Raw genomic sequence first — 25,495 nt, 5'->3', positions numbered from 1 at the left:
CGTCACGGCTCGATCAGGCCGGCCCGGATCGCGTAGCGGGTCAGCTGGGTGCGGTCGCGCATGCCGAGCTTGGCCAGGATGTTGGCGCGGTGCCGTTCGACGGTCTTGATGCTGATCGTCAGCGCGCGGGCGATCTCCCGCGACGAGCTGCCCTCGGCGATCAGCTTGAGCACCTGGTCCTCGCGCTCGGTCAGCACCGTCTCGGGGACGCGCTCGCCGCGGCGCATCCGGTCCAGATAGTCGCGCACCAGCGCGCCCATCGCCCCGGGGTAGACGAACGCCTCGCCGCGCAGCGCGGCCCGGCACGCGCTGACGAGGTCCTCGTCGGCGACCGACTTGAGCACGTAGCCGCACGCCCCGGCCTTGAGCGACTCGAAGAAGTACTGCTCGTTGTCGTGCATCGACAGCATCAGCACCTTCGGCGGCTCTCCGCGCGCCGTACGCCGTCCGATCTCGCGCGCCGCCTGCAGGCCGGTCATCCGGGGCATCGCGATGTCGAGGATCACCAGGTCGATCTCGGTGTCGCGCACCCGGTCGACGGCCTCGGCGCCGTCGCTGGCCTCGGCGACCACGGTGAGGTCCGGCTCCTGGTCGAGGATCAGGCGGACGCCGCGACGGACCAGCGCGTGGTCGTCCGCGAGCAGGATCCGGGCCGGCGCAGGGCTCGTGGCGGCTCTCATGCCGGCACCTCGAGCCGCACGGTCGTGCCGACCGGTGAGCTGGTGACCGTGAGGTCACCGGCGGCCAGACGGGCCCGTTCCCGCATGCCTCGCAGACCTGCACCGTCGCGGCGTACGTCGAAGCCGCGGCCGTCGTCGGCGACCTCCAGGACGACGCGGTCGCCGACCTTGGTCAGCGAGAGCTCGACCGCGCTCGCCCCGGCATGCCGGGCGGCGTTGGTCAGCGCCTCCTGCGCCACCCGGTAGACCACCAGCTCGGTGTCGGAGGAGAGCGGCGGCAGGCCGGGGGCCACGACCCGGCGCACGGATGCGCTGCTGTGCTCGGCGAAGTCGTGGGTGAGCGAGGCCAGGGCGCTGGCCAGGCCGAGGTCGTCGAGCACGCCCGGACGCAGCTGGCGCGCGACCCGGCGTACGTCGTCGAGCCCGTCGCGGGTGCTCTCGCGCAGCGCCGCGAGCTCGTCGGCAAGCTCGGCGGGCGCCCGCTGCTCGGCCTGCTTGAGACCGAGCAGCACCACCGTCAGCTGCTGGCCGATGTCGTCGTGGAGCTCCCGGGCGATCCGGTGCCGCTCGGCCTCCTGCGCCGCGAGCTGCTTGGCGTTGCTCATCGAGCGCTCCTCCTCGAGCCGGTCGACCATCGCGTTGAAGCCGAGCACGAGGTCGCGACCGGGTCCGGAGTCCGGCGGCTTCAGGCGCCGGCCGGGCCGCTGCGGGTCGACGCTCGCCATCTCGCGCACCACCCGGTCCAGCGGCGCCAGGCTCGACCGCAGCAGCAGCGCGTTGGTGACCACCATCAGGAACAGGCCGAACCCGAGGACCGCCGCCTCGGAGACCACCGGATGCCGGGAGACGCTGACCGGGGCGACCACCAGCGCCAGCGTGGCCGCGGTCAGCACGGCACCGTTGATGACCAGCACCCTCCAGTACAACCGCACACCGTCAGCCTCGCATGTGCCGTCAACGGGAGCGCGCGTCGTGGTGGCGTCCGCCGGCCTGTGCACCGGCCGGGGCACCCGCGTCCGGCGACGAAATGGGTGGTAGCACCCATTCGCTGGGCGCCGTCCGCCCCGAAGACTTGAAGCATGACCACGACGACGCTCCTGCTGCTGGCCGCAGCGGTGCTCGTCGCCTGCTGGGCCGCCACCTGCACGCGGCTGGTCGCCGCGGACCGGTGGACGGTGGTGACCCGGGGTGGCGTGGTCCACCGGGTCCACGCGTCCGGGCTCGCCTGGCGCTGGCCGTTCGTCGAGCGCTTCGAGCCCGAGCTCGACGCGCGACGTGAGGCGCCGGTCGGCGCCCGGGCAACGACCACGGACGGCGTACCGCTGCTGGTGCTGGCGGAGGCGACCGTCTCCGTGCCCCGGCCGGTGCCGGGCACGCGGTACGTCGATCCGTGGACAGGGGCCGAGCGGGCCGCGGAGGACGCGATCACCCGCTCGGTGACGGGGTGGGCGGCGGCCGAGCTCACGCAGACGGCCGCCGCCGCCCATGGCCCGATCCGAGACGCCGTGGAGTCGGCCGTCGACGACTTCGGCGTACGGCTCCACGATCTCGAGTTGGTCGAGGTCGGAATCCGCCTGGACGAGATGTCCCAGCAGCAGCTCACGGCCCGTGGACCCGACTGATCTCAACCTCGTCGTGCTCGCGGCGGCGGCACTGCTCCTCGCTGCGGTCGCCGCCGTGCGGATCTCGACCCGCGTGGGCCTGCCGACGCTCCTGATCTACCTCGCGATCGGCCTGGCGGTCGGAGAGTCCGGGCTCGGCCTGGACTTCGAGGACGCGCAGCTCACCCAGGTGCTGGGCACCATCGCGCTGGCGGTGATCCTCGCCGAGGGCGGCTTCACGACCGACTGGGCGACCGTCCGCCCCGTGGCACCGCTGGCCGGCGTGCTGGCGACCCTCGGGGTGGCGATCTCGGTCGCCGTGACCTCGGGCCTGGTCTACCTGCTGCTGGACGTCGACGTCCGGACGGCGATCCTGCTCGGGGCCGTCGCCTCGTCCACCGACGCCGCCGCCGTGTTCGCAGTGCTGCGGCGGATGCCCGTGCAGGGCCGGCTCCGCGCGATCGTCGAGGCCGAGTCGGGGTTCAACGACCCGCCGGTCATCATCCTCGTCACCGTCGTCACCTCCAGTGCCTGGGCCGAGGCCAACGGCATCGAGATCGCCGGCCTGGTCGGCTACCAGCTCGTCGTCGGGATGGTCGTCGGGTTCCTGGTCGCCCGCGCCGGCCAGTGGGTGCTCGTGCACAGCGCGCTCCCGGCGTCCGGGCTCTATCCGATCGCGACGTTCGCGATCGCGTTCCTCGCGTTCGCCTTGGCCGGCGTGGCGGGCGCCAGCGCCCTGATGGCGATCTACGTCGCGGGGCTCACCCTCGGCAACGCCCGGCTGCCACACCGCGCCGCCACCGCCGGATTCGCCGAGGGGTTGGCCTGGCTCGCGCAGATCGGCCTGTTCGTGATGCTCGGCCTGCTGGTCAGCCCCGGCCGGCTCATCGACGCGCTGCCCTACGCGCTCGTCGTCGGCGCCTCGCTCACGCTGGTCGCCAGGCCGGTCTCGGTGCTGCTGTGCGCCACGCCGTTCCGGGTGCCCTGGCGCGAGCAGGCGTTCATCAGCTGGGCCGGGCTGCGGGGCGCGGTCCCTATCGTGCTCGCCACGATCCCGATGAGCGAGGGCCTGCCCGCCGCCCACCGGATCTTCGACGTCGTCTTCCTGCTCGTCGTCGTGTTCACGCTGGTGCAGGGTCCGACCCTGCCCTGGGTCGCCAGGAGGCTGGGCGCTGCCGTCGAGCACCAGCCCCGGGCGGTCGCGATCGAGTCGGCGCCGCTGGAGGAGCTCGACGCGACCCTGCTCCAGTTCTCGATCGAGCCGGGCTCCCGGCTCGCCGGCGTCGAGATCTCCGAGCTGCGGCTGCCCCCGCCGGCCGCCGTCTCCCTGGTGCTGCGGCGGGGCGAGATCTTCGCGCCGTCCCCCTCGACCGTCCTGCGCACCGGCGACCACGTGCTCGTCGCCGCCGCGCGGGAACACCACGCCGCCGTCGAGAGCCGGCTGCGGGCCGTCAGCGATGCCGGCCGCCTGGCCGGCTGGTACGCCGAACCCCACCGAGGAGCTGCTTCGTGACCCACCTCAGTGACCACACGGTCACTCTCGCCGCAGTGGCGATCTTCGCGATCACCTACGCGTTCATCGCCACCGAGAAGGTGCACCGGGTCGCTGCGGCGCTCGGCGGTGTCGCCGCGATGACCGTCATCGGACTGGTCGACGCCGACAGCGCGTTCTTCGATCACCACACCGGCGTCGACTGGAACGTCATCTTCCTGCTCTTCGGCATGATGGTGATCGTCGGGATCCTCAAGCACACGGGGCTCTTCGAGTTCCTCGCGCTCTGGGCCGCGAAGTCGTCGCGGGGCCGGCCCGCTCGCCTGATGACGCTGCTGATCCTGATCACCGCGGCCGTCTCGCCGGTGCTCGACAACGTCACCACCGTGCTCCTGGTCGCTCCGGTCACGCTCTCGGTCTGCGCCCGGCTCGGCCTCTCGCCGGTGCCCTACCTGATCACGCTGATCCTCGCCTCCAACATCGGCGGCACGGCCACCCTGATCGGCGACCCGCCCAACATCATCATCGCGAGCCGCGGCGGGCTGAGCTTCAACGACTTCCTGATCCACTCGCTGCCGATCACCGTCGTACTGGTCGCCGGGCTGATCTTCCTCAGCCGCTTCCTCTTCCGCCGCGAGCTCGACGTCGAGACCTTCAACGACATCGCCGACCTCCGCCCGACCGACGCGATCACCGACGCACGCCGCCTCGTGCGGTGCCTGGTGGTGCTCGGCGTCGTCATGGTCGCCTTCGGACTGCACACGGTGCTCCACCTCGACCCGTCGATCGTTGCGATGCTCGGAGCCGGGGCGATGGTCGTGGTCGCCCGCGCGGAGCCGGAGGAGTTCCTCGCCGAGATCGAGTGGACGACGCTCGCGTTCTTCATGGCGCTCTTCGTGCTCGTCGGCGGGCTGGTCGAGGTCGGGGTGATCGGCGACCTCGGCCGGTGGGCGGCCGACGCGATGAGCGACCACGAGCTGCTCGCGTCGACCGTGCTGCTCTTCGGCTCCGGGATCATCGGCGGCTTCGTCGACAACATCCCCTACACCGCGGCGATGGTGCCGATCGTCGACGAGATGGTGGCGGCGTCCCCGAGCGCCGGATCCGGCAGCCCGCTGTGGTGGGCGTTCGTGCTCGGGGCCGACCTCGGCGGCAACACCACGGCGGTCGCGGCCGGTGCGAATGTCGTCGTCCTGGGGATCGCGGCGAAGGCGGGGCACCCGATCAGCTTCTGGCGGTTCACCCGCTACGGGCTCGTGGTCACCGCGGCCTCGCTCGTCGTGGCCTGGCTCTACGTGTGGCTCCGGTACTTCGTGATCGCCTGAGCCGCCGCCTCTTGGCAACTCCTGCCATGTGCGGGGGTGGGTGTTGGTCATTAGGTTCGGACACATGAGGGTTCTGCTCGCGCTCGGCGGAAACGCCATGACGAACGCCGACGGGCGTGCCCGCCCCGAAGACCAGATCGCCGCGGCCGGGGTGGCCATGTCGGCCGTCGCCGATCTGCTCCGCCAGGACGTCGCGGTCGTCATCACCCACGGCAACGGCCCGCAGGTGGGCAACCTGCTGGTCAAGAACGAGCTCGCGGCGGCCGTGGTGCCGCCCGTGCCACTCGACTGGTGCGGCGCCCAGACGCAGGGCACGCTCGGATTCGTGCTGATGAACGCGCTCGACGCCGAGCTCGCCCGCCGGGGCATCGACCGGCGTACGGCCGCCGTCGTCACCCGCACGCGGGTGGACGCCGCCGACCCGGGATTCGCCCGGCCGACCAAGCCGATCGGCCGGTTCCTGCCGGCCGAGGAGGCGGCGGTGCTCATCGAGCACGGCGAGACCTGGGAGGACCGCGGCGCGAAGGGCTGGCGCCGGGTCGTCGCCTCGCCCGAGCCGCTCGAGATCGTCGACGCCCCTGCCGTCCGCGCGCTGGTCGACGCCGGCCTCGTCGTGGTCGCCAACGGCGGCGGCGGCATCCCGGTCGTGCGTCACGACGACGGCTCGCTGGGCGGGGTCGAGGCGGTCATCGACAAGGACCTCGGCGCCGCGCTGCTGGCCCGCACCGTCGACGCCGACGTGCTGGTCATCGGCACCGACATCGCCCACGCCGTGCTGCACTACGGCACCCCCGAGGCCCGCGACGTCGGCGTCGTGACCGTCGCCGAGATGCGCTCGTACGCCGCCGACGGCCACTTCGCCAGCGGCTCCATGGGTCCCAAGGTCGACGCCGCCTGCACGTTCGTCGAGCAGGGCGGCGCCCGGGCCGTGATCACCGACCTCGCACACATCTCCGAGGCGGTGACCGGCGCTGCCGGCACCGTCGTCGTACCGAACTGAACAGCACCACACCGGAAAGAGGAGTCCATGCCCAGCGCCATCGAAGTACGCAAGGTGCCGATCCACTCGGTTGCCGACGCCAGTGAGCTCGCCAAGCTGATCGACGACGGGGTCATGGAGGCCTCGCGGGTGATCGCGATCATCGGCAAGACCGAGGGCAACGGCGGAGTCAACGACTACACCCGGATCATCGCCGACCGTGCGTTCCGCGAGGTGCTGATCGAGAAGGGCGCTCCCGAGGAGCAGGTCAAGCAGGTCCCGATCGTCTGGTCGGGCGGCACCGACGGCGTGATCAGCCCCCACGCGACGATCTTCGCGACCGTGGACGCCGAGCCGACCGACGAGCCGCGGCTCACCGTCGGCTTCGCGATGAGCGAGCAGCTGCTGCCCGAGGAGATCGGCCGTACGTCGATGGTCTCCAAGGTCGCCGACGCGGTGAAGGTCGCGATGGAGCGCGCGGGCATCACCGACCCGAAGGACGTGCACTACGTCCAGACCAAGACCCCGCTGCTGACCATCCACACCATCCGTGACGCCAAGTCCCGCGGCAAGACCGTGTGGACCGAGCACACCCACGAGTCGATGGACCTCTCGAACGGCGTCACCGCGCTCGGCATCGCCGTCGCCCTCGGCGAGATCGAGATGCCGACCGACGCCGACGTCATGCACAACCGCGACCTCTACTCCGCGGTCGCGTCCTGCTCCTCCGGCGTCGAGCTCGACCAGGCGCAGGTCGTCGTGGTCGGCAACGCCCCGGGTGTCGGCGGCCGCTACCGGATCGGCCACTCGGTCATGAAGGACGCGCTCGACCAGGACGGCATCTGGGAGGCCATCAAGGACGCCGGCCTCGACCTGCCCGAGCGTCCGCACAGCTCGGACCTCGACGGCCGTCTGGTCAACGTGTTCCTCAAGTGCGAGGCCTCGCAGGACGGCACCGTCCGCGGTCGCCGCAACGCGATGCTCGACGACTCCGACGTGCACTGGCACCGCCAGATCAAGTCCTGCGTCGGCGGCGTCACCGCGGCCGTCACCGGTGACCCGGCCGTGTTCGTGTCCGTCTCCGCGGCCCACCAGGGCCCCGAGGGTGGCGGCCCCGTGGCCGCGATCGTCGACCTGGGCTGAGTCCCGGCCTGTCCAGGGATACCCGGTTCACCGGGTATCCCTGGACATCTCGCGGTGTGCAACGCCCGAGAAGCGCATGAAGTGCCCGAGGGTCCCGCGTGGGACCCTCGGGCCTTTGTTGTTTCCGCACCGAGACACGCCGGCTCGGGTCCGGCGGGCGGCGGTGGGTGCTCCACCGTTCGTGGCCCGAGAGTCGGTGGATCTTGCACCGCCGTCGGATCCGAGCCGATCCGAGCCGATCGTCCGGCGGCGGATGTTCCACCGTTGAGGAGTCACATCGCTTGTGGGTTCACCGGCCAGCCGCTAGAACCCGCACGACACGCCGAGCATCCCCGGCGTGTCGTGCGGGGTTCGGCGGTCAGCCGGTGAAACCCGCAGCGGCGCGGCTCAGGACTCGAGCCACTCCCGGATCGACTCGTTGTGCTGACCCAGGGTCGGGGGAGCGACGTGCTCGGAGCGGCCGCCGGAGAAGGGGTTGTCGTCGAAGCGGATCGGCGATCCCGGCAGCTTCAGCTCGCCCTGGGTGGAGTGCTCGACCGAGAGCAGGAGACCCTGCGAGAGCACCTGGTCCCAGCTGTAGACGTCGTCCATCGACCGCACCTTGCCCGACGGCACGCCGGCCTCGGAGAGCAGCGCGAGCCAGTGCTCGGCGGGCTCGGCGGCGAAGAGCGACTCGATCCGGGTGATCAGCGCGTCCCGGTTGGCGACCCGCTCGGCGTTCGTGGCGAAGCCGTCCTCGGCGGGGTCCCAGCCGAGGGCGCCGCACAGCGCCCGCCAGAGGCCCTCGGAGCCGCAGGCGATCTGCACCGGCGCGGACTTCGTCGAGAACATGCCGTACGGCGCGATCGACGGGTGGTGGTCGCCCGCGAGGCCGGGGACCTCCCCGGCGACGGTCCAACGCGTGCCCTGGAAGGCGTGCACGCCGATCATGCCGGCCAGCAGCGAGGTGCGCACGACCCGGCCGCGGCCGGTGCGCGAGCGATCGTGGAGCGCGGCCAGCACGCCGAACGCGCCGTTCATCCCGGCGATCAGGTCGGCGATCGGCACGCCGACCTTGGTCGGCTGTCCGGTGCCGGTGATCGACATCAGGCCGCCCTCGCCCTGCGCGATCTGGTCGTAGCCGGCGCGGGTCGCCTCCGGCCCGTCGTGCCCGAAGCCGGTGATCGAGAGCACGATCAGGCCCGGGTTCAGCTCGTGCAGCCGCGACACCGGGAAGCCGAGCCGGTCGAGCACGCCGACCCGGAAGTTCTCCATCAGCACGTCGGCCCGCTCGACGAGCCGCGCGAGCACCTCGCGGTCCTCGTCGGACTTCAGGTCGAGGACCAGCGACTCCTTGTTGCGGTTGGCCGCCATGAAGTACGTCGACTCGCGCTCGTCGTCCTCGCCGACGAACGGCGGGCCCCAGCCCCGGGTGTCGTCACCGGTGGGTGACTCGATCTTGATCACGCGTGCGCCCATGTCGCCGAGCATCATGCCGGCGTGCGGACCCGCGAGCGCGCGGGTCAGGTCGAGCACCGTGAGGTCGGACAGCGGGCCTTCGGAAGACGGAGCCATGCGAGCACGCTATCGAGCGTGCTCGCATGGCCCCTATGGCGATACGTGCCAAGGGAGCGGGCGGCCCGTGGTGCTGGCGCACCGGCTGTCGGCGCCGGGTGGTCGAATAGGCCCATGGCGACCCCGACGACCCCGGAGCCGACCCGCCACCTGGTCCGCTCCGACACCGCGGTCGTCGTCCCGACCCTCGACGAGCACCAGCAGCGCGTCGTCGACCACCCCGGCGGGCCGCTGCTGGTGCTGGCCGGCCCCGGCACCGGCAAGACCACGACGCTGGTCGAGGCGATCGTCGACCGCATCGAGCGACGGGGTGCGCGCCCCGACGAGGTGCTGGCGCTGACCTTCTCCCGCAAGGCCGCGGAGCAGCTGCGCGACCGGGTCACCGCCCGCCTCGGCCGCACCATGTCGACCACCCTGAGCTCGACCTTCCACTCCTTCGCCTACGGCCTGATCCGGCGCTACTCGCCGGCCGAGCTCTACGAGGCGCCGCTGCGCCTGCTCTCCGCGCCGGAGCAGGACGTCGTGCTCCGCGAGCTGCTCACCGACCACCCCGAGTCGGTCGCCTGGCCCGACTCCCTGAGCCGCGCGCTCGGCACCCGCGGCTTCGCCCGCGAGGTCCACGCGGTGCTGTCCCGGGCCCGCGAGAAGGGACTCGACGGCGAGGGGCTGCGGGCCCTCGGCGAGTCCGAGGGCCTGCCCGAGTACGTCGCGGCCGGGCTCTTCCTCGACCAGTACCTCACGAACCTCGACTCCCAGGGGGCCACCGACTACGCCGACCTGATCCGGCGCGCCACGATCGAGGCCGAGGCCCACCGCGACGAGCTTCGCGCCCAGCTCCGGCACGTCTTCGTCGACGAGTACCAGGACACCGACCCCGGCCAGGTCGCGCTGCTGCGCGCGCTGGCCGGCGACGGGCGCGACCTCACGGTCGTCGGCGACCCGCACCAGTCGATCTACGCCTTCCGCGGCGCCGAGGTGCGCGGGATCCTCGACTTCCCGGCCGAGTTCCCCCGGGCCGACGACTCGCCCGCGGACGTCGTCGCGCTGCGCACCACCCGCCGCTTCGGGACGCGCCTGCTGGTGGCCTCCCAGCGGGTCGCGGGCCGGCTGGCGCTGCCCGGCAGCATCCCCGAGGAGGCGCGGGCCGCCTTCCTCGCCCCCGAGTCCCGGTCCGGGCTCGGCGACGGGCGGGTGCTGGTGCGCACCTTCGACACCGAGCGCGCCGAGGCCGAGCACCTCGCCGACCTACTGCGCCGCGCCCACCTCGAGGACGGCATCGCCTGGGACGACATGGCCGTCCTGGTCCGCTCCGGCCGCACGTCGATCCCGCCGCTGCGCCGCGCGCTCGGCGCCGCCGGCGTCCCCGTCGAGGTCGCCAGCGACGAGGTGCCGCTGGTCCGCGACCCGGCCGTGCTGCCACTGCTCGACGCGCTCCGCGCGGTCGTGAACCTCGAGAACGACGACCCCGAGCACCTCGAGTACCTCGATCCGGCCCGCGCCGAGGCCCTGCTGCTCGGCCCGCTCGGCGGCCTCGACGCCGGCGACGTACGCCGGCTGGCCCGGCTGCTGCGCGCCCGCGACAAGGAGCAGAGCAAGGCCGAGGGCCGCCCGCCCCGGCAGTCGCGTGAGCTGGTCCGGCTCGCCGTGGTCGAGCCGGGCTTCCTCGACGGGCTCGAGGGACCCGAGGCCGGCCGCGCCCGGGCGCTCACCCAGCTGCTGCTCGACGCCCGCGCCGCGTTGGTCGCCGGTGCGTCGGCCGAGGAGCTGCTGTGGACGCTCTGGTCGCGCACCGGCTGGCCCGCCCGGCTGCGCCGCTCCGTCGACCTCGGCGGAGGTGCCGCCCGGCGGGCCCACCGCGACCTCGACTCCGTGTGCGCGCTGTTCGACGTCGCCGCCCGCGCCGAGGAGCAGCGCGACCACGTCGGCGTCCGGCCGTTCCTCGCCACCCTGGTCCAGCAGCAGATCCCCGCCGACACGCTCGCCGATCGGGGCGCCCGGGGCGCCGCCGTACGCCTGCTCACCGCCCATCGCTCGAAGGGCCTGGAGTGGCGGCTGGTGGTGGTCGCCCACGTGCAGCAGGACGGCTGGCCCGACCTGCGGAGGCGCTCGACGCTGCTGCAGGCCGACCGCATCGGCACCGACAGCATCGTGCCGCCGGTCTCCGCGCGCGAGCTGCTGATGGAGGAGCGTCGGCTCTTCTACGTCGCGTGCACCCGCGCGCGGGAGCGGCTGGTCGTCACCGCGGTCGCGTCGGCCGACGACGACGGCGAGCAGCCGTCGCGGTTCCTCGACGAGCTCGGCGTCGGCGTCGACCGCGTGGTCGGCCGGCCGCGCCGTCCGCTGTCGATGGCCGGACTGGTCAGCGAGCTGCGGCGCACCGTCGCCGATCCGGAGACCAGCGCGCCGCTGCGCGAGGCAGCCGCCCGCCGCCTGGCCCGGCTCGCGGGCGAGACCGTCGGCACCCGGGCGCTGGTGCCGAGCGCCGACCCGTCCACCTGGTGGGGCACCCGCTCGGCGACCCGCTCGGTCCAGCCGGTGCGCGACCCCGAGCAGCCGGTACCGGTCTCGGCGAGCGTGCTCGAGTCGATGATGGTCTGCCCGACGCAGTGGTTCCTCGAGCGCGAGGCCGGCGGCTCCGCCCGCGCCCACCAGTCCGCCAACCTCGGCGAGCTGCTGCACGCACTCGCCCAGCGGGTGGCCACCGGCGAGGTCGAGCCCGCCGTCGACGTGCTGATGGAGCACGTCGACGCCGTCTGGGACCGCCTCGACTTCCGCACCCCCTGGTCGAAGGCCCGCGAGTACGAGCGGGTCCGCGCCGCCCTCGGCCGCTTCCTGCACTGGCACGCCACCAACCCGCGCCGACTGGTCGGCACCGAGGCGCAGTTCGCGACCGTCGTCCGCCTCGACGACGGCGAGGAGGTGCGGCTCACGGGGTACGCCGACCGCCTCGAGCTCGACCCTTCGACAGGCTCAGGACAAGCGCCGAGAATCGTCGTGGTCGATCTCAAGACCGGCCGCACCAAGCCCAGCAACAAGGCCGTCGAGGGTCACGTCCAGCTCGGGCTCTACCAGTACGCCGTCGACCACGGCGCCCTCGCCGAGATCGCCCCCGGGGCCCGCGCCGGTGGTGCCGAGCTGATCCAGCTCGGGCTCACCGACGGCGGCGAGGCCGCGGTCGTGCAGACCCAGGACGTGCAGCCCGAGGAGGGCCCGGGCCGCGCCGTCCTGCGCGACCGGCTGCAGCACACCGCCTCGTTGCTGCGCGCCGAGTCGTTCCCGGCCGTCGCCGGCCAGCACTGCCGCGACTGCGGCTTCGTGCCGATCTGTCCGATCAAGAGCGCAGGATCGGTGACCAACCAGTGACGAGCCCGACCGCCCGCGACATCCGCACGCCCGACGAGCTCGCGGCCGTGATGGGCACGCCGTACTCCCCGAGCGCCCAGCAGTGGGCCGCGATCTCGGCCCCGCTGGCGCCCGCGGTGGTCATCGCCGGCGCCGGGTCCGGGAAGACCACGCTGATGGCGGCCCGGGTCGTCTACCTGGTCGTGACCGGGCAGGTGCGCCCCGACGAGGTGCTCGGCCTGACGTTCACCACCAAGGCCGCCAGCGAGCTGCGGCACCGCATCCGCGGTGCGCTCGAGGCCGCCGGTGCCCTGGACGAGCCGGCGGACCTGGAGGACGGCGAGGACGTCCTCGAGCCGACGGTCGCGACCTACAACGCGTACGCCGCCGGCCTGCTCACCGACCACGGCCTGCGGATCGGCCACGAGCCCGACACCCGGGTGATCACCGACGCGGCGCGCTACCAGCTCGGCGCCCGGGCGGTCGACCGGTTCACCGGCGAGATCCGGCACCTCACCGACCACCCGGCGACCGTGATCCAGAACCTCCTCGCGCTCGACAGCGCGATGAGCGAGCACCTCGTCGGCCCCGACCGGGTGCGTGAGCTCGACGCGGAGGCCCGGACCGGCTTCGAGCGCGCACTGGCCGAGGAGGTGGCGGGGAAGAACCGCGTCACCTACCGCGAGGCCGTCGAGAAGGCCATCTTCGCCATCGACCGGCGGGCCGAGCTGCTCGAGCTGGTCGCGTCCTACCGCCGGCTCAAGCGCGACCTCGGGCTGATGGACTTCTCCGACCAGATCGAGCTCGGCGCCCGGCTGGCCGCCGAGCAGCCGGACGTCGGCGAGCACGAGCGGGCCAGGTTCAAGGTGGTGCTGCTCGACGAGTACCAGGACACCTCGGTCGCCCAGGCCGTGATGCTGTCCCGGCTGTTCTCGGGCGGCCACCCGGTCACCGCGGTCGGCGATCCCAACCAGGCCATCTACGGCTGGCGCGGCGCGTCGGTGTCCAACATCCTCGGCTTCGCCGAGACCTTCCCCGCCGCCGACGGGGGAGCGGTGCCGACGTACCCGCTCACCGTCAACCGGCGATCCGACGCGCGCATCCTCGAGGTCGCCAACCGGCTGGCCGAGCCGCTCTACGAGAGGTTCGGCCAGGTCGAGCCGCTGGTCGCCAAGCCCGACGCCGACCGGGGTGAGGTCACCACCCGGGTCTTCACCACCCACGCCGACGAGCTCGCCTGGCTCGCCGACGCGGTGCGGGCGGCGCACGACCCGGACGTCGAGGGCGGGTGGGCGAGGATCGGCGTGCTGACCCGCGACAACGCCCACGCCGAGGACGTGTTCGACGCGCTGACCGGAGACGGCATCCCGGTCGAGATCGTCGGCCTGTCCGGCCTGCTCCGGCTGCCCGAGGTCGCCGAGGTCGTCGCCACGCTCCACCTCCTGCACGACGTCACCGCCAACGCGTCCCTGCTCACCCTGCTGACCGGGCCGCGCTGGGCGATCGGCCCGCGCGATCTACGGCTGCTCAGCCAGCGCGCCCTCGAGATCGCCGGCCGCCGGGGCCGCGGCGCGACGCCGGAGGCGATCACCGACCACCTGCTCGACATCGCCGACGGCATCGACCCGGCCGAGCTGCCCTCGCTCGACGACGCCCTGGCCGCCCCGGGCGAGCTCGCGTACTCCGCGGAGGCCCTGGAGCGGTTCGCGCTGCTGTCCGCGGAGCTGCGGATGCTGCGCACCTACGTCGGCGAGCCGCTGCTCGACATCGTCCGGCGGATCATCGACACCAGCGGCACCGACGTCGAGCTCGCCTCGGCGGTCAGCCCGGCCGCCGCCGCGCGCCGCGACAACCTCGACCTGTTCGTGAAGGCCGTGGCCGACTTCCAGGCCGTCGACGGCGACGTGACCCTCCCGGCGCTGCTGGCCTACCTCACCGCCGAGGACGACCAGGGCAACGGGCTCGACGTCGCGACGCCCACCGAGGCCGACTCGGTCAAGCTACTCACCGTGCACCGGGCCAAGGGCCTCGAGTGGGACTCGGTGTTCCTGGTCGGCGTCTGCGAGACCCGCTTCCCGTCCAACCGGTCCCGCACGCTGTGGACGTCCTCGCCCGCGATCCTGCCGGCGCCGCTGCGCGGTGACGCGCACGACCTGCCCCAGCTGGCCGGCTACGACAAGGCCGCGCTCGACGCCTACCGCGCCGCCACCCGTGAGCACGACGCCGAGGAGGAGCTGCGGCTCGGGTACGTCGCGTTCACCCGGGCGGCCCGCCGGCTGGCGGTCACGTCGTACCTCTGGAGCCCGCGGGCGACGCCGTTCGGGCCGTCGGCCTACCAGGCCGTCGTCCGCGACCAGCTCGAGGCGTGGGGCGAGCCGACGACGGGCTGGCAGGACAAGCCCGTCAAGGGCGACCCCAACCCCTACGACGCCGTCGACCCGTCCCGGCCGTGGCCGCCGACCGGCACCGGCCGCGAGGCGGCGCTGCGCATCGAGGCCGCGCGTCGGGTGCGCGAGGTCGACCCCGCCGACGCCGACGCGGGGCTCGACATGATCGAGGCCGCTCAGGTGGCGGAGTGGGACGCCGAGCTCGACCGGCTGGTCGGCGAGGCCCGGGCCGAGCGCAGCAGCGACCTCGCGGTGCCGCTGCCGAGCAGCCTCTCCGCCACCGCGCTCGGCCGGCTGCGCGACGATCCGGAGGAGTTCGCCCGCGAGCTCGCCCGCCCGATGCCGCGGCCGCCGTCGTCGGCGGCCCGGTTCGGCACCCGCTTCCACGCGTGGGTGGAGGCGCGGTTCGGCCAGCAGGACCTCTTCGACTACGGCGACCTGCCGGGCCGTGGCGACGCAGGCATCGACGACGATGCCGACCTCAAGGAGCTGATCGCGACCTTCGAGTCGGGGCCGTTCGCGACCCGCACGCCGCTGCAGGTGGAGGCGCCGTTCGCCCTCGTCCTGCGTGGGACGGACGGGGGCGGCCAGGTCGTGCGCGGGCGCATCGATGCCGTCTACGCCGAGGACGACGGCACCTTCCTGCTCGTCGACTGGAAGACCGGCCGGGCCGCCGGCGCCGACCCGCTCCAGCTCGGGGTCTACCGGCTGGCCTGGGCCGAGCTGCACGGCGTGCCGCTGGAGAGCGTGCGGGTGGCGTTCTACCACGTGCGCACCGGCGAGGTCGTCGAGCCCGGCGACCTGCCCGACCGTCAGGCGCTCGAGGCGCTGCTGACGACGGCCGGTGGTTGAGGAAGGCGCTCTGGCGCCTGTCGCCCCGGTGGTTGAGGAAGGCGCTCTGGCGCCTGTCGTTCCGGTGGTTGAGGAAGGCGCTCTGGCGCCTGTCTCGAAACCCACGCCGCCACCCCGCGCGCGGCGGCCCGCCCGGCCCGGTTGGCGCCGATGGTGCTCGCCGACGGCCCGTAGCCGACCAGCTGCACCCGCGGGTCCGCCACCGCGGTGGTGCCGCCGCGGTCGAGCTGGATGCCGCCGCGCTCCGAGCGCAGCCGCAGCGGCGCGAGGTGGGCGATCGCCGGGCGGAAGCCGGTCGCCCACACGATCACGTCGGCCGGCCACAGCACTCCGTTGTCTGCTGGAGGGTCGGGCATGCGTACGCCGCCGGGCTCGATGCGCGTGAACATCGGCCGCCGCCGGTAGGCGCCGAGCCGCTCCGCCTCCCGCTCCTGTTCGCGCAGCGCCAGCCCGGTGACGCTGACGACGCTGGTGGGCGGGAGCCCGCGGCGTACCCGGTCCTCGACCAGCGCGACCGCCTCGCGGCCGCGGTCGGGGGTGAAGTCGTCGGTGCGCCAGACCGGCTCGCGCCGGGTCACCCACAGGGTGTCCGCGGCGACGGGCGCGATCTCGCCGAGCAACTGGACCGCGGAGGCCCCACCGCCGACCACCACGACTCGCCGGCCGCGGAAGTGCTCCGGGCCGGGGTAGTGACGGGTGTGCAGCTGCTCGCCGCGGAAGCTGCCGATGCCGGGGTAGTACGGCAGGTGGGGCTGCGACCAGGTGCCGGTCGCGTTGACGATCGTCCGGGTCGTCCAGCTCCGCTTGCCGGCGCGCACGACGAGCAGGTCGCCTGCCGACTCCACCCGGTCGACCCGCACCGGTCGGAGCACGGGCAGGTCGTGCTCGCGCTCGTAGGAGCCGAAGTACGCCGGCACCACGACGTTGGCGCGGCCCTGCTCGCCCGTGGGGGAGTCGGCGTCGGGCAGCGCCGCGACGCCGTGCACGTCGTGCATGCTCAGCGAGTCCCACCGGTGCTGCCAGGCGCCGCCGGGCGCGGCGTTGGCGTCGAGGACGACGTGCGAGAGGCCGCGACGCTTGAGGTGGTACGACGTCGACAGGCCGGCCTGGCCCGCACCGATCACCACCGAGTCGAGGATCTCCACGTCGGCTCAACGTGTGCGGCATCCCGGTTAGTCCCCTCGCCGGGTTCGAGACGGGTCGACGCCTCCGGTCGCATCTCGGTGGTTGCGGCCGACTCACGTCTCACCGGGTTTCGAGACGCGTCGCTCGTTCCGTCGCTCCGCTCCGGTCCGAGCCGACGCTCCTCAACCTTCGCCGCGGCTCGCTGCCCTCGCGGGCTCGGGCAGCGGCGGCTCCAGCAATTCCCAGGGCAGCTCGGCGAGGGGCACGCCCGGCCGGCGCTCGTGGTCGGGCAGGAGGCAGCCGGTGATCCAGCGGCTCGTCGTCGACACCACCACGCGGCCCTCGTCGTTCACGAGGATCGCCTCCGCGGTGCCCAGCCGGCGGAGCACCACCGTCTCGAACCCGGTGATCGGCACGTCCGCGCCGGCGACGCCGAGGAACCGCCCGTCGGCCTCCATCGGCATCGTGAGGGTGAGCAGGTAGCGGTCCGTGCCGTGCACGTCGACGTAGGGACCGACGACGTGCCGGGCCCGGGTCCGCCGGGGCACCGCGAACCAGTCCGCCGCCATGTAGTCGTAGAAGCCCACGCTGTCGGGGTGCAGGTCGACCTCCAGCGGTACCGGAGCGTCCCGGCCGGTCGACCGCTGCCACCACTCGAGCCGCAGCGGGTGGCTGGGCAGCGTGCCCGGCTCGAGGATGATGCCCAGGCCCACCGCGAGCTGGTCGGGAGCCTCCAGGAGGTCGACGAAAGCGGGTGCCAGACCGCGGACGTCGGGGTCGAGGAAGGCGCGCCCCTCGGCGACGGCAGCGGCGTGACTGGCCAGGGCGAGCCGCCGCACCTCGGCGACCGTCGCGAAGATGCCCTCGATCGCCTCGCTGATCACGCTGGCCGGATCAGGCGTCTGGGTGATGGGCATCCGGACCGCTCCTCAGCTCGCGCTCGATCGGGTCGTGGCGATGTGGTCGTCGATCAACCGCCGGGTGTCGTCGGCGACCTGCTCCTCGGTCAGTCGCCGGGCCCGGTCGCCCCGGTGCCGGGCCACCTCCTCGACCACGGCGGCGCGACCGGCCGCCACCGCGGCCGCCGACCGGTCCGTCTGGAGTCGCCACATCACCTGCGCCAGGTCGCCCTGGAGCTCGATCTCCAGTCGGGTCAGTCGTGCGGACTGCGCGGCCGCCGCCATCTCGATGTAGTAACGGCTCTCGAGGCGGTGCAGCTCGGTGGCGTCGCGTGCGTCCGCCATCCGCGAGACGAGGTCTCGCAGGCGGGCCAGCTCCGTCGGCGAGGCGCGCTCGGCCGCCTTGTGCGCGGCGGAGCCGGCCACCATGCTGTGCATGTCGCCGAGCTCGCGCAGGTCGCTCACCCCGACCTCGGCAAGGCGGTCGTGGGACAGCCGGGCCAGCGCCGCCTGCGACATCCGGACGAAGCTGCCGCCGCCGCGACCGCGCCGGGTCTCCACGAGTCCCCAGGAGCGCAGCTCGGCCAGCGCGTCGCGGAGCGTGAGCGTCGAGACGTTCAGGGTGGCCGCGAGCTGCGACTCCGAGGGCAGCTGCTCGCCGTCCTCGAGGAGACCGAGCGCGATGGCGCTGCCGAGGCGACGCGCGACGGCCTGACTCCGGCCGCCCCCGTCCAGGGGCCTGAGCAGGGCGTCGCGCGCGTCGCCCGAGAGCAGTCGCACCACTGCCTCCTCCCCGCCCGCGACCCGTCCGGTCCGCCCCGTCCGTGGGTCCGGCCGCCCGATCGTATGCCCGGCCCGCCCGGAACTGGGGTTGTCAGTAAACATTCAATCCCATAGGTTTAGCCACCACCCGACGTGATCTGACTCACATCTGACTTCACTCCGATCCATGTCGAGAGGCGGGAGCTGACCGATGACCCAGACGGACAGGGGAGCGGGCGGCGCGGACGCGCTGTCGTCGCCGTTCACACCGGGCATGCGCGACAACCCCGAGGAGCTCGGGCGGTACGTCGACGGGATCGTCGGCCGGCCGTTGCCGCTCGTCGACGGGGAGCCGGGGCACGACGAGCCACCGACCCCCGAGCAGGAGTTCGCCGCGGAGTGGCGCAACGCCGCCTACAACTGCTTCTCCTCCGGCCACAAGTTCTGCCGCGAGGTCTGCCCGGTGATGCAGGTGACGCGCAACGAGTCGTGGACCCCTACCGCGTTCCACGCCAACGTCGTGGCGATGGAGAAGGGCGAGCTCTCCGTCGCGGACGTCGCCGCCGACTACGTCAACTGCACCCAGTGCGGCGCCTGCGAGCTGCGCTGTCCCAACACGCTCTTCACCGGCGACTTCTACCGCTTCCGCACCCGGACGGTCGACGTCGTCAAGGCCGTGCGCGCGCTCGCCGTCGACCAAGGCGTCCATCAGGAGGGCTGGCGCACCTGGAACGCCCGCACCGACGAGCGCACCCACGAGCCGGTGCTCGGTGACGTCCCCGTCAGCCAGGAGCACGTGCGCGACTGGAGCGCGGGCCTCGACCTGCCCATCGGCGGCGAGACCGTGCTGTTCGTCGACTGCGAGGCCGCGTTCTACCGCACCTCCGTGCCGCGCGCGGTGGCGCAGATCCTCCGGCTGGCCGGCTACGAGTTCGGGCTGATGGGGGAGCAGTGGTGCTGCGGCGGCCCGGCGGCCGAGATGGGGTACGTCGACCAGGCCCAGCGGTTCGCCCGCCACAACCTCGACGACTGGCGCTCGACCGGCACCACCCGGGTACTGGTGCTCGACCCGCACGACTACATCTCGTTCACCGAGGACTACCCGCGCTACTTCGGCGACGAGTACGCCGGCATCGAGGTCGTGCTGGTCGTCGAGCTCTTCGCCCAGCTGATCCGGGAAGGACGGCTCACCCCGTCGGTCCCCGTGGAGCGCAAGATCACCTACCACGACCCCTGCCGGCTCAACAAGCGCAAGGGCATCTGGAAGGAGCCGCGCGAGATCCTGCGGGCGATCCCCGGCCTCACCTTCAACGACGTCGACCGGGTCACCCAGTGGTCCTACTGCTCCGGTGGCGGCGGCGGGCTCCCGGTCGAGAAGCCGGAGCTCACCGCTGCGATCTCCGAGCGCCGGATGGAGAAGGCGGCCGGGCTCGACGTCGACACGCTGGTCAGCGCCTGTCCCTGGTCGGAGCGGCCGCTCTCGGCCGCGGGCGAGGGGCAGGACATCGACGTGGTCGACATCCACGAGCTGCTCGCCGTCAGCCTCGGCATCGAGGTCGGCGGCACCACCGACGGCGGCGCGTCATGACCCTCCAGGCCGAGCGTGTCGACGAGGTCGTCGCCGCCCTGCGCACCGTGCTCGCCGACGACCAGATCCTGACCTCCAAGACCGACCGCTTCAACCGGGCCCGGGTCCCCGCACCGTTCCCCGTGCACCGGTGGGCCGAGCGGGTGCCCGACCTCGCCGTCCTGCCGACCAGCACCGAGCAGGTCGCCGGCGTGCTGCGGATCGCCAACGACCTGCGGATCCCGGTGGTGCCCCGCGACGGCGGCACCGGCCTCACCGACGGCGCCGTGCCGCTGCACGGCGGCATCCTGCTCGACGTCAAGCGGATGAACCGGATCAAGGAGCTCGACCTCGACAACCGCACGGTGACCGTCGGCACCGGCATCAACATGCTCAAGCTCAACGAGGAGCTCGCGCGGCACGGGCTCTTCTATCCCGACGACCCCGCGTCGTACCCCTGCTCCCTGGTCGGTGGCCGGATCGGGACCAGCGGCTGGTCGCTGATCGGCTCGCGCTACGGGCACACCCGCGACCTGGTGCTCAGCTTCGACCACGTGCTGCCGACCGGTGAGGTGCTGCACGTCGGGGACGGCATCGGGCACAAGATCAGCAAGTCCTCGAGCGGCTACCAGCTCAAGCACCTGTTCATGGGCCACCAGGGGACCCTGGGCGTCGCCACCGAGGCCACGCTCAAGCTCTACCCCAAGCCGGAGGCCGAGCTCTCGCCGTTCTGGGCGTTCGACAACTACGACGACGCCTACCGCTGCGTGGGCGCCCTCGCGCGGGCCGGCGTCGCCACGTTCGCCGGCGCGGTGCTGTTCGACGAGTGGAAGGTGGCCTACCTGCGTCGCGACGACGAGGCCTACATCCCCCAGCCCGGCGACGTGCGGGCCCTGGTCTGCGCCGTGATGTACGGCTACGAGGACGAGGTGCGTCCGGCGGGCCGGCGGCTGTTCCGGATCGCCAAGGAGCACGGCGCCCGCTACCTCGGCGACGAGATCTCCGAGGGCGACTGGGCCGCGCGCCACGACCGCTACGCGACGCCGCTGCACGGGCGCACCAAGGACGGTCAGGTGGTGCCGATGAGCTGGCACTGCGAGGACGCTGCGGTCAACTACACGAACCTGCCGTCGCTCTCGCGGGCCTGGCACGAGATCGTCGCCGGCCTCCGCCGGCAGACCGACGTCTTCGACGACTGGGGCATGTTCGCCTACACCTCGGCCGACACCGGCGTCGACTACCTCACCGAGATCGACGTCGGCATCTGGGAGCAGCAGCTGGACGACCGGGCCTGGGAGCTGTGGGTCCGGGCCAAGCGCGATATCGCCGCCGTCGCCCTGGCGCACCAGGGATCCATCAGCGCGTGCCACGGGTCCTGCCGGGCCGGCGAGGTGGACCTGGTCCCCGACGAGCTGGGCCGCGGCTTCGACGTGATGCTCGATCTCAAGCGCACCCTCGACCCCCACAACATCATGAACCCCGGCAAGTACCTCCTCGACCGGGCCTACGAGACGGGAGAGCGGCGATGAGCGCTGAGCCAGACGGCCGGCGGATCGGCTACCGGTACGCCGAGCAGCACCAGCCCCCGGACCCGGTCCGGGCCTCGGACGTCGCGGTCACGACCTTCGAGCACGTCTTCGAGGTGGACTCCAGGCTGATGGAGCGATGGGTGCTCCAGCAGCAGTTCCCCAACTGGGACAGCCTCCGGATCATGAACAGCCGGCACGACCACCTCGCGTGGATGCACCGCCACTTCGCGGACCGGGTCGTGACCGGCTCCGAGCTGCTGGCCGAGGTCGAGCGGGAGGACCGACCGTGAGCAGCGCCGTCCACGACGGCCAGGGGTCGCACCACCACCACGAGCACGACGCGGACGCCGCCGCGCTCAGGACCCTGGGCTACACCTCCGAGTTCCGGCGGGAGATGAGCCCCTGGGCCAACTTCGCGCTCGGCTTCACCTACCTCTCCCCGGTGGTCGGCATCTACACGCTCTTCGCGGTCGGCCTGATGACCGGCGGGCCCGCCATGATCTGGTGGTTGGTGATCGTCGGCCTCGGCCAGCTGCTCGTGGCACTGGTCTTCGGCGAGGTCGTCTCCCAGTACCCGGTGGCGGGCGGCGTCTATCCGTGGGCCCGCCGGCTGTGGGGCCGCAAGTGGGCGTGGATGACCGGCTGGATCTACCTGGTCGCGCTGCTCACCACGATCGCGGGGGTCGTCTACGGATCGGGGCCGTTCCTGGCCCAGCTGCTCGGCTTCACGCCCGGCACGTCCTCGACGATCACCTGCGCGCTGATCCTGCTCGCCGTGGCCCTTGCGATCAACCTGATGGGTACCCGCTGGCTGGCGATGGCCGCGATCATCGGGTTCTCCGCCGAGCTGATCGGCGCGCTGGTGGTGGGGGCGTGGCTGCTGCTCACCGAGCGCCACCACAACCTGTCGGTGCTGTTCGACACCGAGGGCGTCGTCGGGCACAGCGGCGGCTACCTCTCGGCGTTCCTCGCCGCGGCGCTGATCGGGATCTACCAGTACTACGGCTTCGAGGCGTGCGGCGACGTCGCCGAGGAGGTGCCCGACCCGACCCGGCAGATTCCGAAGGCGATGCGGATGACGATCTACGTCGGCGGTGCCGCGGCGATCTTCGTGTGCCTCTCGCTGCTGCTCGCGGTCCAGGACTACGCCGCGGTGATCGACGGCACGGACGCCGATCCGGTCACCACGGTGCTTCACAGCGCGTTCGGCGAGGGCGGCACCAAGGTCGTGCTGGCCGTGGTGATGATCTCGTTCCTCTCGTGCGCGCTCAGCCTGATGGCGGCCGCCAGCCGGCTGATGTACTCCTACGCGCGAGACGACATGATCCTCGGGTCGGCGCTGTTCCGGAAGTTCCTGCCGCAGCGGCACGTGCCGCCGTACGCCATGCTGGTCGCGGCGCTGGTGCCGGCGGTGATCGTGCTCGGGTCGGTGGCCTCCACGAAGGCGTTGACGTCGATCATCTCCTTCGCCACCCTCGGCATCTACCTCGGCTTCCAGATGGTCACCCTCGCGGCGCTGCGGGCGCGGCTGAAGGGCTGGGTGCCGAGCGGCAGCTTCACCCTCGGCCGGTGGGGCCTGCTGGTCAATATCGCGGCGCTGACCTACGGCGTGCTCGCGATGGTCAACATGGCGTGGCCGCGGACGCCCGAGCTGCCGTGGTACGACAACTGGCTCGTCGCCCTCTCCGCGGCGGTGGGCGCGGGCATCGGTGCGATCTACATGGTGATCGTGCGGCCCTACGAGCGCAGTGACGCGATCTCGGGCGACGCGGTCGGAGGCCGGGTCGCCGCGTCCACCCAGCCGGCCGCCGCCGGTGACGAACCGTGACGACCGATCGAGTCCATCCAGAAGGGTCAGACCAATGAGATTCAGCTACGCGATGCTCCCGGACTACCCGCTCAGCGAGTCCCTGGCATCGATCCAGAAGGCCGACGAGCTCGGCTTCCATGCCGTCTACGCGGCCGACGAGACCTGGCACAAGGACCTGTGGCTGCTGTTCGCCGCCGCGGCCGCCTCGACCAGCCGGATCCGCCTGGGCCCCAGCATCTCCGGCGTGTGCCTGCGCGAGCCGACCCTGATCGCGCAGGCCGCGGCCACCCTCGACGAGCTGACGAACGGACGGGCCGAGGTCGCGGTCTCCAGCGGCAACTTCGGCCTGCTCGCGCAGTACCGGATCGACTGGGCGCAGACCAAGCCGCTCTCCCGGGTCAAGGAGTCGGTGCAGGTCATCCGGACGCTGCTCGACGACGGCGTGATCACCTTCGACGGCGAGTTCTTCAACTACAGCGGGCTGTTCACCTTCGCCCGCCCGGTGCAGGAGCACCTGCCGGTGAAGATGGGCGCGATGCGCGGGCCGAAGTCCTTCGAGGCGGCGGCCGAGTTCTCCGACGGCTGCCACCACGCGCTCAGCTACACCCGTGAGGCCTACGAGTACATGATGGAGCACTGCACCATCGGGGCTGAGCGAGCGGGCAAGAACGTCCAGGACCTCGACATGGGCTCGTGGGTGGTCTTCTCGGTCGCGGAGGACTCGGCCATCGCCAAGGACGCGGCCCGCAGCATGGTCGGCCTGTACGCCTCGTCGATGCCGGAGGAGCAGCTGCGCCGCAACGGCGTCGAGCCCGAGGAGGTCGCGCCCGTCATCGCGGCGATCGGCGCCGGCGACATGGCGAAGGGCATCGAGCTCACCACCCCCGACCTCGCGGAGCGACTCTCGATCGCCGGGACGCCCGAGGAGGTCACCGCCAAGATCAAGGAGAACGTCGAGCCGACCGGGGTCAACCACATGATCCTCGCGATCACCGACGCCGCCCTGGTCAAGGCGCTGATGGGGCGCGAGCTCGAGGGCGTGCCGGACATCAACTCCCAGCTGCAGCTGGTCCACGACCGGGTGATGCCGGCGTTCGCCGCCTGACGCCGTCGCAGCCAACGCCCCGCCGATCGGCGCGTAGCCGCGCGGACGGTCGAGGTGCTTCTAGTGTTGGCCCACGTGACCTACCAGCACGAGCGCCTCTCCGCGAACCCGCACGACCGCTCCGGGGCGCACCGCGCCGACGACGCCTGGCTGGCCGAGCACTGGGCCGACCCCCGGACCCGGGTCCTGGTCGTCTCGGGCACCCGGATCAGGCCGGTCGACGGTGCCCTGGACTGGGTGGCTCCGAGCGAGGCTCCCGACGGCCTCCGGGTGCTGCTCGGAGAGCACGACGGCCACGCGTGGTTCGCCGTGATCGTCGACGCCGAGGTCTCCCAGGCGGACCAGGCGGAGTGGACGCCGCTGCGTGGCCTGCTGCCCTTCCTCGCCGACGACGCCCTCGCGGGCGCGCCGCTGGTCTTCCACGCGCTCGGCCTCGCCGAGTGGCTGTGGGTCACCCGCTTCTGCCCGCGCTGCGGTGGGCCGCTGAGCCCCCGGTCGTCGGGCCACGAGCTGGTCTGCCCCGAGGGACACGTCCAGTTCCCGCGCACCGACCCGGCCGTGATCATGATCGTCACCTCGGGCGAACCGGGCGCCGAGGACGAGCGCTGCCTGCTCGGCCGGCAGGCGGTTTGGCCCGAGGGCCGCTACTCGACCCTGGCCGGCTTCTGCGAGCCGGGGGAGACCCTCGAGGACGCCGTCCGCCGGGAGGTGCACGAGGAGTCCGGGGTCGTCGTCGGCGACGTCGAGTACTTCGGCAACCAGCCCTGGCCGCTGCCGGCCAGCCTGATGCTGGGCTTCGTCGGGCGTGCCGTCAGCACCGAGATCGAGGTCGACCACCACGAGCTCGACGACGCCCGCTGGTTCACCCGCGCCGAGATGAGGGAGCTCGCCGAGGCCGGCACCCTGGTCCTCCCGCGTGGCGTCTCGATCAGCCGCTCGCTCGTGGAGCACTGGTACGGCGGAGAACTCCCCGGCAGCTGGTGACCCCTGGTCCCGGTGGTTGAGGTGTGAGGGCCGCCAGGCCCGAGCCTCGAAACCACCGCTCCGCTCGAGCGACTTTGGCGTCCTCCCGGGCGGCGCCAGTGTGGGTGCGCGTCCTGCGCCGTCAAGGGTCCGCTGCGCCGCTTCGCGCCCTTGACGGCTCCTCCCGCGCACCCAGTTGGCGCCTATCGGGAGGACGCCGACCTGTGGTCGGTCTGCTTGGCCTCGCCCACGGTGGTTGAGGTGCGAGGGCCGCCAGGCCCGAGCCTCGAAACCCCTGTTCCGGGATCCCGGTGGTTGAGGAAGGCGCGCTAGCGCCTGTCTCGAAACCGCCGATCTGGTCCCGGTGGTTGAGCAAGGTG

At 72.6% G+C, this 25,495-nt stretch carries 19 protein-coding genes; 13 read left to right on the top strand and 6 right to left on the bottom strand.

The features are described 5' to 3' along the window. Positions 1–2: 2 nt before the first annotated feature. On the bottom strand, positions 3–680 hold the full coding sequence (locus KM427_RS19160; protein WP_183593164.1) for a response regulator: 678 nt from the start codon (positions 678–680) through the stop codon (positions 3–5). Next, complete coding sequence (locus tag KM427_RS25590) at positions 677–1,612, bottom strand: sensor histidine kinase (RefSeq protein WP_252274674.1); 936 nt, start codon at positions 1,610–1,612, stop codon at positions 677–679. Before KM427_RS25590 ends, KM427_RS19160 begins: the two co-directional genes overlap by 4 nt. Before the next feature lie 147 nt (positions 1,613–1,759). Here KM427_RS25590 and KM427_RS25585 point away from each other — a divergent pair, with 147 nt between their 5' ends. The 5 genes from KM427_RS25585 to bar all read left to right on the top strand — a co-directional run bounded on the left by KM427_RS25585 (position 1,760) and on the right by bar (position 7,220). Next, positions 1,760–2,302, top strand: a complete 543-nt coding sequence (locus KM427_RS25585) for an SPFH domain-containing protein (RefSeq protein WP_246390604.1) — start codon at positions 1,760–1,762, stop codon at positions 2,300–2,302. Beyond that, positions 2,289–3,794 carry a potassium/proton antiporter gene (locus tag KM427_RS19150; protein ID WP_215524956.1) on the top strand — a complete coding sequence of 502 codons (1,506 nt, stop codon included), beginning with the start codon at positions 2,289–2,291 and terminating at the stop codon, positions 3,792–3,794. Before KM427_RS25585 ends, KM427_RS19150 begins: the two co-directional genes overlap by 14 nt. Further along, entirely contained in the window at positions 3,791–5,098 is a 1,308-nt protein-coding gene (locus KM427_RS19145; RefSeq protein WP_183593167.1) for an ArsB/NhaD family transporter, read from the top strand. Before KM427_RS19150 ends, KM427_RS19145 begins: the two co-directional genes overlap by 4 nt. Before the next feature lie 64 nt (positions 5,099–5,162). Further along, the gene (locus KM427_RS19140) at positions 5,163–6,098 is read left to right on the top strand and encodes a carbamate kinase (RefSeq protein WP_183593168.1); all 936 of its coding nucleotides are present in this window, start codon (positions 5,163–5,165) and stop codon (positions 6,096–6,098) included. 27 nt (positions 6,099–6,125) lie between these two features. Then, positions 6,126–7,220, top strand: coding sequence for a barbiturase (bar, locus tag KM427_RS19135; protein ID WP_183593169.1), 1,095 nt, complete (start codon positions 6,126–6,128; stop codon positions 7,218–7,220). A 387-nt stretch (positions 7,221–7,607) separates the two neighbouring features. Here the strand turns inward: bar and KM427_RS19130 are convergent, their stop codons facing one another. Then, positions 7,608–8,774, bottom strand: a complete 1,167-nt coding sequence (locus KM427_RS19130; RefSeq protein WP_215524955.1) for a CaiB/BaiF CoA transferase family protein — start codon at positions 8,772–8,774, stop codon at positions 7,608–7,610. 114 nt (positions 8,775–8,888) lie between these two features. On the opposite strand from KM427_RS19130, the gene KM427_RS19125 reads away from it, so the two are divergent. Both KM427_RS19125 and KM427_RS19120 read left to right on the top strand, forming a co-directional pair. Beyond that, positions 8,889–12,137 carry an ATP-dependent helicase gene (locus KM427_RS19125; RefSeq protein ID WP_215524954.1) on the top strand — a complete coding sequence of 1,083 codons (3,249 nt, stop codon included), beginning with the start codon at positions 8,889–8,891 and terminating at the stop codon, positions 12,135–12,137. Continuing rightward, on the top strand, positions 12,134–15,355 hold the full coding sequence (locus KM427_RS19120; protein WP_252274671.1) for an ATP-dependent helicase: 3,222 nt from the start codon (positions 12,134–12,136) through the stop codon (positions 15,353–15,355). Before KM427_RS19125 ends, KM427_RS19120 begins: the two co-directional genes overlap by 4 nt. Here KM427_RS19120 and KM427_RS19115 read toward each other — a convergent pair. From KM427_RS19115 to KM427_RS19105, 3 genes are all read right to left on the bottom strand, one after another. Next, positions 15,316–16,500, bottom strand: a complete 1,185-nt coding sequence (locus KM427_RS19115) for an FAD-dependent oxidoreductase (protein ID WP_215524953.1) — start codon at positions 16,498–16,500, stop codon at positions 15,316–15,318. The two genes, KM427_RS19120 and KM427_RS19115, sit on opposite strands and share 40 nt — an antisense overlap. Positions 16,501–16,662: 162 nt before the next feature. After that, positions 16,663–17,397, bottom strand: a complete 735-nt coding sequence (locus KM427_RS19110) for a cache domain-containing protein (RefSeq protein ID WP_183593172.1) — start codon at positions 17,395–17,397, stop codon at positions 16,663–16,665. Between the two features lie 12 nt (positions 17,398–17,409). After that, the gene (locus KM427_RS19105; RefSeq protein ID WP_215524952.1) at positions 17,410–18,159 is read right to left on the bottom strand and encodes a FadR/GntR family transcriptional regulator; all 750 of its coding nucleotides are present in this window, start codon (positions 18,157–18,159) and stop codon (positions 17,410–17,412) included. A gap of 193 nt (positions 18,160–18,352) precedes the next feature. Here KM427_RS19105 and KM427_RS19100 point away from each other — a divergent pair, with 193 nt between their 5' ends. The 6 genes from KM427_RS19100 to nudC all read left to right on the top strand — a co-directional run bounded on the left by KM427_RS19100 (position 18,353) and on the right by nudC (position 25,136). After that, a complete protein-coding gene (locus KM427_RS19100; protein ID WP_215524951.1) occupies positions 18,353–19,729 on the top strand; it encodes a (Fe-S)-binding protein in 1,377 nt (458 codons plus the stop codon). Next, positions 19,726–21,237, top strand: a complete 1,512-nt coding sequence (locus KM427_RS19095; RefSeq protein ID WP_215524950.1) for an FAD-binding oxidoreductase — start codon at positions 19,726–19,728, stop codon at positions 21,235–21,237. The genes KM427_RS19100 and KM427_RS19095 overlap by 4 nt, the downstream gene beginning before the upstream one ends. Further along, positions 21,234–21,527, top strand: coding sequence for a hypothetical protein (locus KM427_RS19090; RefSeq protein WP_183593175.1), 294 nt, complete (start codon positions 21,234–21,236; stop codon positions 21,525–21,527). The genes KM427_RS19095 and KM427_RS19090 overlap by 4 nt, the downstream gene beginning before the upstream one ends. Beyond that, on the top strand, positions 21,524–23,065 hold the full coding sequence (locus KM427_RS19085; RefSeq protein ID WP_252274669.1) for an APC family permease: 1,542 nt from the start codon (positions 21,524–21,526) through the stop codon (positions 23,063–23,065). Before KM427_RS19090 ends, KM427_RS19085 begins: the two co-directional genes overlap by 4 nt. Positions 23,066–23,099: 34 nt before the next feature. Beyond that, positions 23,100–24,152 (top strand): LLM class flavin-dependent oxidoreductase, encoded by a 1,053-nt coding sequence (locus KM427_RS19080; protein ID WP_183593176.1) that lies wholly within the window; start codon positions 23,100–23,102, stop codon positions 24,150–24,152. Positions 24,153–24,227: 75 nt separating this feature from the next. Next, positions 24,228–25,136, top strand: a complete 909-nt coding sequence (gene nudC, locus KM427_RS19075; RefSeq protein ID WP_215524949.1) for an NAD(+) diphosphatase — start codon at positions 24,228–24,230, stop codon at positions 25,134–25,136. Positions 25,137–25,495 lie beyond the last annotated feature (359 nt).

Source organism: Nocardioides sp. LMS-CY, assembly GCF_018732145.1.
GTDB lineage: Bacteria > Actinomycetota > Actinomycetes > Propionibacteriales > Nocardioidaceae > Nocardioides > Nocardioides soli.
Note: the sequence above shows the minus strand (reverse complement) of the source record. Positions and strands in the feature narration are given on the sequence as shown.

What these genes read in the sequence shown, in the direction of transcription:
- KM427_RS19130 (WP_215524955.1), bottom strand. Translation starts at nt 8,774, where the DNA reads ATGGCTCCGTCTTCCGAAGGCCCGCTGTCCGACCTCACGGTGCTCGAC.
- KM427_RS25585 (WP_246390604.1), top strand. Translation starts at nt 1,760, where the DNA reads ATGACCACGACGACGCTCCTGCTGCTGGCCGCAGCGGTGCTCGTCGCC.
- KM427_RS19095 (WP_215524950.1), top strand. Translation starts at nt 19,726, where the DNA reads ATGACCCTCCAGGCCGAGCGTGTCGACGAGGTCGTCGCCGCCCTGCGC.
- KM427_RS19160 (WP_183593164.1), bottom strand. Translation starts at nt 680, where the DNA reads ATGAGAGCCGCCACGAGCCCTGCGCCGGCCCGGATCCTGCTCGCGGAC.
- KM427_RS19110 (WP_183593172.1), bottom strand. Translation starts at nt 17,397, where the DNA reads ATGCCCATCACCCAGACGCCTGATCCGGCCAGCGTGATCAGCGAGGCG.
- KM427_RS19090 (WP_183593175.1), top strand. Translation starts at nt 21,234, where the DNA reads ATGAGCGCTGAGCCAGACGGCCGGCGGATCGGCTACCGGTACGCCGAG.
- KM427_RS19125 (WP_215524954.1), top strand. Translation starts at nt 8,889, where the DNA reads ATGGCGACCCCGACGACCCCGGAGCCGACCCGCCACCTGGTCCGCTCC.
- KM427_RS19080 (WP_183593176.1), top strand. Translation starts at nt 23,100, where the DNA reads ATGAGATTCAGCTACGCGATGCTCCCGGACTACCCGCTCAGCGAGTCC.
- KM427_RS19140 (WP_183593168.1), top strand. Translation starts at nt 5,163, where the DNA reads ATGAGGGTTCTGCTCGCGCTCGGCGGAAACGCCATGACGAACGCCGAC.
- bar (WP_183593169.1), top strand. Translation starts at nt 6,126, where the DNA reads ATGCCCAGCGCCATCGAAGTACGCAAGGTGCCGATCCACTCGGTTGCC.
- KM427_RS19100 (WP_215524951.1), top strand. Translation starts at nt 18,353, where the DNA reads ATGACCCAGACGGACAGGGGAGCGGGCGGCGCGGACGCGCTGTCGTCG.